Annotated in this window: 6 protein-coding genes; 4 read left to right on the forward strand and 2 right to left on the reverse strand. The window is 44.8% G+C overall.

Going from position 1 to position 6058, the window contains the following annotated elements:
• Together Q1M25_RS07405 and tpx are read left to right on the forward strand one after the other, a co-directional pair.
• On the forward strand, positions 1-539 hold a 539-nt coding region (locus Q1M25_RS07405), incomplete at its 5' end, for a hypothetical protein (RefSeq protein ID WP_300483469.1).
• A gap of 42 nt (positions 540-581) precedes the next feature.
• On the forward strand, positions 582-1076 hold the full coding sequence (gene tpx, locus Q1M25_RS07410) for a thiol peroxidase (RefSeq protein WP_300483472.1): 495 nt from the start codon (positions 582-584) through the stop codon (positions 1074-1076).
• Between the two features lie 110 nt (positions 1077-1186).
• Here the strand turns inward: tpx and ftsH are convergent, their stop codons facing one another.
• Positions 1187-3148: an ATP-dependent zinc metalloprotease FtsH gene (gene ftsH / locus Q1M25_RS07415; protein WP_107867396.1), complete on the reverse strand. Its 1962-nt coding sequence runs from the start codon at positions 3146-3148 to the stop codon at positions 1187-1189.
• A 70-nt stretch (positions 3149-3218) separates the two neighbouring features.
• A complete protein-coding gene (locus Q1M25_RS07420; protein ID WP_107867397.1) occupies positions 3219-3839 on the reverse strand; it encodes an RlmE family RNA methyltransferase in 621 nt (206 codons plus the stop codon).
• A 111-nt stretch (positions 3840-3950) separates the two neighbouring features.
• Between Q1M25_RS07420 and yhbY the strand changes: the two genes are divergently transcribed.
• Both yhbY and Q1M25_RS07430 read left to right on the forward strand, forming a co-directional pair.
• Positions 3951-4238 carry a ribosome assembly RNA-binding protein YhbY gene (yhbY, locus tag Q1M25_RS07425; protein WP_070631077.1) on the forward strand — a complete coding sequence of 96 codons (288 nt, stop codon included), beginning with the start codon at positions 3951-3953 and terminating at the stop codon, positions 4236-4238.
• Positions 4239-4462: 224 nt separating this feature from the next.
• Entirely contained in the window at positions 4463-5890 is a 1428-nt protein-coding gene (locus Q1M25_RS07430; RefSeq protein WP_300483481.1) for a tetratricopeptide repeat protein, read from the forward strand.
• The last annotated feature ends 168 nt before the right edge of the window (positions 5891-6058 follow it).

A 6058-nucleotide genomic window follows, 5' to 3' on the forward strand; every position in this document is an offset into this window, starting at 1 on the left:
TGAAAAAAACCTTCCCCCTTATCTTGCTCAGCCTTTCATTGGCTGCCTGCGGCGGCAAATCTGAAGATGCTGCGGCCAATGATGCTGCTTCAGGCAAGGCCCCCAAACCTACCTTTAAAGTCAAATACATCGATGAACAAGCCATAGCTGGTTTGGATTTGAGTACAGCTCAAGAAGGCGAAACCAAAGAAGGTAAGAAACAACGCACCTATCCGATTAACGGCATAGAGGGCGGCGTCATCAATCTGATTGGCAAGCACCCTACCGACTTAGAAGTCATCAGCGGCCAATGTATGGAGAAAAATGAAAAAGGTGTTTCAGTCGGCTGGTCAGCCAACGGCATCTGTCACACTGTCTTTGCAAAAATGGTAGACAATATTGCCCAAGACGGTAGCAAACTGACCGACTATCTGATTTCTCACGCTGCTTTGCAACCTTATACTGAAGGAAAAAGCGGTTATGCCGCTGTACAAAACGGCCGCTATATTTTAGAAATTGATAGCGAAGGCATGTTCTATTTCCGTCGCCGTCATTACTAAACCCCAGACCATCCTATTTTTCCCTGACACAAGGACTGAATCATGGCTCAAGTTACTTTCCAAGGCTCTCCTATTTCTACAAACGGCAATTTGCCTGCCATCGGCCAAGTTGCACCTGATTTCACATTGGTAGCAGCAGACCTATCTGAGAAATCATTGGCTGACTTTGCAGGCAAACGCAAAGTGCTGAATATTTTCCCTAGCATTGACACCGGCGTATGCGCCCAGTCCGTCCGCACTTTCAACAAACGTGCCTCGTCTTTGAACAATACCGTAGTCTTGTGCATTTCTGCCGATTTACCGTTTGCACAAGCCCGTTTCTGTGGTGCAGAAGGTTTGGAAAATGTAGTGACACTTTCTACATTCCGCAGCAGCTTTTCTAACGATTACGGTGTTACACTGACAGAAAGCCCATTACGCGGCCTGACTGCCCGCACAGTGGTGGTTTTGAACGAGCAAAACCAAGTTCTCCACGCTGAGTTGGTTTCTGAAATTGCAAATGAGCCTGACTACGAAGCGGCTTTGGCTGTTTTGTAATTAACCAAATAAAATTAGGCCGTCTGAAAATTTTCAGACGGCCTGAGACCTTTAGCTTATCTTCAAAATAAAAACGGTAGCTTAAAAGCTACCGTTTTCTGTTTCAAACCTTATACAGATTTATCTGTTTTGTCTGCTTCTGCTGGCTCAGTATTCTGAACCTCATTTTGCTCAACAGGTTCAGCAGCTTCAGCAACAGGTGCTTCAGGCTCTTCTACTTTGTCATCGCGGACATTGTGGCTGTAATCCTTAGGCGGACTAGGCTGTTTACCTGCCATAATTTCCAAAACTTGGTCTCGATCGATGGTTTCCCAATCCATCAGTGCCTTGCACATGGTTTCCATCTTATCGCGATTTTCATCCAAGATTTTGTAAGCCACTTGGTATTGCTCATCCAAAATACGGCGGATTTCCGCATCGATATCTTGTTGGGTTTTCTCGGAAATATTTTGAGAACGGGTTACGCTGCGACCCAAGAATACTTCACCTTCGTTCTCAGCATAAACCATCACACCCATTTTGTCGCTCATACCATAACGCGTTACCATCTCGCGTGCCATTTGAGTTGCACGCTCGAAGTCGTTAGATGCGCCGGTAGAAATACGGCCAATAAAAATATCTTCAGCAATACGGCCACCAAACAAGATTGAGAGCTGGCTCAGCATTTGGTCTTTGTACATACTGATGCGGTCACGCTCAGGCAGTTGCCAAGTCAAACCCAATGCACGGCCACGAGGCATAATCGTTACTTTGTGAACCGGATCGGTAAACGGCAGGCTTTCCGCTACGATTGCATGACCGGCCTCATGATAGGCTGTCGCACGTTTTTCATCTTCGTGCATCACCATGCTGCGACGCTCCGGACCCATGTAGATTTTGTCTTTCGCATCTTCAAAGTCGCTTTGATCGACTTTAACTTTATTACGACGACCGGCAAACAAAGCAGCTTCATTGACCAAGTTTGCCAAATCCGCACCTGAAAAACCAGGGGTACCGCGTGCTAAAGAAGTCAAATCTACGGATGCATCCAAAGGTACTTTTTTAGCGTGTACTTTCAAGATTTGCTCACGGCCACGGATATCAGGCAATGGAACAACGACTTGACGGTCAAAACGGCCCGGACGCTGCAACGCTGGGTCAAGTACATCAGGACGGTTGGTTGCTGCGATCACAATAACGGTTTGGTTACTTTCAAAACCATCCATTTCAACCAACAATTGGTTTAATGTTTGCTCACGCTCATCATTGCCACCGCCCAAACCGGCACCGCGCTGACGGCCGACTGCATCAATTTCATCGATAAAGATGATACATGGCGCATTTTTCTTAGCCTGCTCGAACATATCGCGGACACGGCTCGCACCGACACCGACAAACATTTCTACGAAGTCAGAACCTGAAATACTGAAGAATGGCACACCGGCCTCACCAGCAATCGCTTTAGCCAGCAATGTTTTACCCGTACCAGGGCTACCGGCCAGCAAAATACCGCGCGGTACACGACCACCCAGGCTTTGATAGCGGTTAGGCGATTTCAGGTAATCCACGATTTCTTGTACTTCTTCTTTTGCCTCATCACAACCGGCAACATCGGCAAAAGTAACTTTATTGGAATCTTTGTCCAACAAACGTGCACGACTCTTGCCAAAAGAGAATGCGCCGCCTTTACCTCCACCGCCGCTTTGCATGCGCATGAAGTAGAACCATGCACCGATCAACAACAAAACAGGCAGCAGACTGTAAAACAGACTGGCCAGCATGCTTGGTTTTTCTTCCGGAGTCACTTTGACGCGTACTTTGTTGTCCAACAGTGTTTTAACCAAGTTGTCATCCAAAGGCGCATTGGTATAGAAGGCAGTTTTATCGGTGCGCTCACCTTTAATCAGATAGCCGCTGACAACAGATCCTTCAATATTGACATTGGATACTTCGCCACTATTAACTTGCTGAATAAATTGAGAATATTCGATTTGCTGTTTATCTTCCTGCTTATCGCTGAGCGCATTGAATGCTGCTAAAAGCATAGCACCACCCACTACCCAGACTAATATGTTTTTAATGGTATTCCCCACTGAACAGGCTCCATGGTTACAAAATAAATAAAATCAAGGGAAAGAATTTTAAAGCACCCACCCTACATTGTCAGCGTTTATTTTTACCTAATAGGTAAATCTCACTGGAACGATTGCGGGAAGCATCCGGCTTTCGAGTTTGTACACTGGCAAAAATTTCACGCATAGCCGCCGCATACTCTTGATAACCCGCGCCTTGAAACACCTTCACTAAAAAACTGCCTCCGGTTTTCAAATGCTGGGAGGCAAAATCCAAAGCCAGTTCACACAAATAAAAACTGCGTGCCTGGTCGGTTACGGCATTGCCTGACATATTGGGTGCCATATCACAGATTACAAGGTCTAACGGACGATTATCCAACAAAGCTTCAAACTGCTCCAAAACAGCATCTTCCCTAAAATCACCCTGAATAAACGACACACCATCAATCTCATCCATCGGTAAAATATCCAAAGCAAACACCGCCCCAGTTTTACCGACCAGTTTTGCCGCTACCTGTGACCAACTTCCCGGCGCACTGCCCAAATCCGCCAACACCGTACCTGGCTTGATTAATTTATCTTTCTGATTAATTTCCAATAATTTATAAGCCGCTCTGGCACGATATCCGTCCTTTTGTGCCATATGGACATAATGATCGTTGACATGCTCATGCAGCCATGCTTTTGAAGATTTTGAGCGTACAGCCATCTTGATTTGAAATGCTTAAGTTAAAATCAGCATTGTACGTTATTTCCCCCGTAAATGTTCTAAATCGCGTACAATATAGCCATTATTCTTTTTAATTGGATACTTATTGATATGAGCGACAACAAATTAAGCACCAAAGAAATTTTGGCCTTGAAAGCCCAAGCACATCACCTCCACCCTGTCGTTATGGTTGGCCAACAAGGCTTGACCGACTCAGTCATCAAAGAAACCGATGCCGCATTAACAGCACACGAATTGATTAAAGTCCGTGTTTTTGGTGATGATCGTGCTGAACGTATTGAAATTTGTGATGCCCTGTGTGAAACACTGGGTGCCCAATTGGTACAACATATTGGTAAATTACTTGTTTTGTGGCGTAAAAAACCTGACGATGAATAATTTAAACTGAATAAACAGCAGAAGTATTTTTTCAACCCACTTTATCACATGCCTCTGTTGTATTTATGCAGCATAAAACAAATTATTCCATTATTCTAAGTATAAAAATACAAATACGGTTGCCTGTTTTTGTAAATAACCTCAAAATTACAAAATCATAACGGCCGCACCCTGTCGGCCGATTATTTTATTCTTAATCCTTCACAAAATATAAAAGCAAACCGATGAATGCTCAACAATATGAAGAATCTTTTCTGCTAGCAGAAAAATTAATCACTCAAGACCCACCTGACTTTGCACGAGCCATCCCATTGCTCTGCGAAGCAGCAGAAGCCGGGCATGTTGAGGCTGCATTTCAGCTGGCAGGATGCCTGATCGAACACCACGAAAATGCACAAGATTTAGCAATTGCAGTTGAATATTTAAAGCAAGCTGCAAGAGCTGGTCATCCATACGCCCGCTATAATCTTCTCCAATTACAAGAAAATAATGGAATAGAAGTAGAAAAGCTCATCGCAGCCTATCAAGAGCTTGCCGAAGAAGGATTGGCTCCTGCCCAACTGCGCCTGATGCGTTTATATGCAGACAATGGCAATGACCAAGAAGCAGTCAAATGGGCACTGAAAGCTGCCGAACAACAAAATCCTCAGGCACAATACTTCTTAGCCCAGCATTACCAATATTCCAGCTCTCCTGATTTGGAATATTCCCATAAACTTTATCAGCAATCCGCTGCACAGGGATTTATTGCGGCACACTGGCAACTCGGCCTTCAATACAAATTAGGGCAAGGTGTTGCACAAAACCCTGAAAAAGCAATCGAACATTTGCGTATTGCCGCCGATTACGACATTGTTCCAGCGCAAACTTCTCTTGCAGAACTCTTAGCCGCATCAAATCCTGCTGAAGCATTGGAATGGTTTGAAAAAGCTGCCGAACAAGGTGACAGCAATGCGCATGTAGCACTTGCCGAAATCTATCTTCTGGGTAAAAACACCGAACGAGACCCTCAAAAGGCCTATCAGCATGCTAAATTGGCTGCAGATCAAAATGACCCGGAAGGATTGCGTCTTTTAGGCGATATCCATCGCTACGGATTGGGACGAGCAGTTGATACAGACACCGCGCGTCAATATTATCAACGCTCGGCTGATTTAGGTAATCTTGTCGCTTACCAAAAACTTCTGTCTGACAGCGCATTGAATAACCAGCAAAACTATGAGCTGACGAAAGAAATCGCCCTCCAACGTCAGGAAGCTGAACGTCTGTACAAGCTGGCATTTGCAGCGCACTATGGCTTAAAACGCCCACAGAATTACGCTGAAGCACTGGATCTATACCATCAATCCGCAGAACGTGGGCACAGTAAATCACAAACCAATCTTGGCATGATGTATTACAGCGGACAAGGCGTACCTGTCGATTATGCCCAAGCGGCAAAATGGTTTGAGGCGGCAGCCAAACAAAGGGATACAATGGCTCAATATAATCTTGCCTGTCTGTATTACCACGGCCTGGGTGTAGAGAAAGACATCAATAATGCATGTTTTTGGCTGCAAGAAGCCATCCAACATGGACATGAGCAGCAAGACGTTCTCAAAAAGCTTTTAGCTCAATGGAAGCAATTTGCTCAAAAATCCTCTGCAGTTTAAAGGCCGTCTGAAATTCTCAGACTACTAACAAATGACATGCCCAGCTATTCAACTAGCCTGTGCATGTCATTTTTTAATTTTCCCTTCCTCAATCATCGTACTCTTAAAATTTCACTCTTTCTTAACCTCTTCCAAAATCTTCAGACGGCCCATTCGCTTGTAAAAAAT

This window comes from uncultured Neisseria sp., from assembly GCF_951230505.1.
Classification (GTDB): Bacteria; Pseudomonadota; Gammaproteobacteria; order Burkholderiales; family Neisseriaceae; genus Neisseria.

Bases quoted from the DNA above. Each gene is read 5' to 3' on its own strand.
- tpx (WP_300483472.1), top strand. From the start codon at position 582: ATGGCTCAAGTTACTTTCCAAGGCTCTCCTATTTCTACAAACGGCAAT.
- Q1M25_RS07430 (WP_300483481.1), top strand. From the start codon at position 4,463: ATGAATGCTCAACAATATGAAGAATCTTTTCTGCTAGCAGAAAAATTA.
- Q1M25_RS07420 (WP_107867397.1), bottom strand. From the start codon at position 3,839: ATGGCTGTACGCTCAAAATCTTCAAAAGCATGGCTGCATGAGCATGTC.
- yhbY (WP_070631077.1), top strand. From the start codon at position 3,951: ATGAGCGACAACAAATTAAGCACCAAAGAAATTTTGGCCTTGAAAGCC.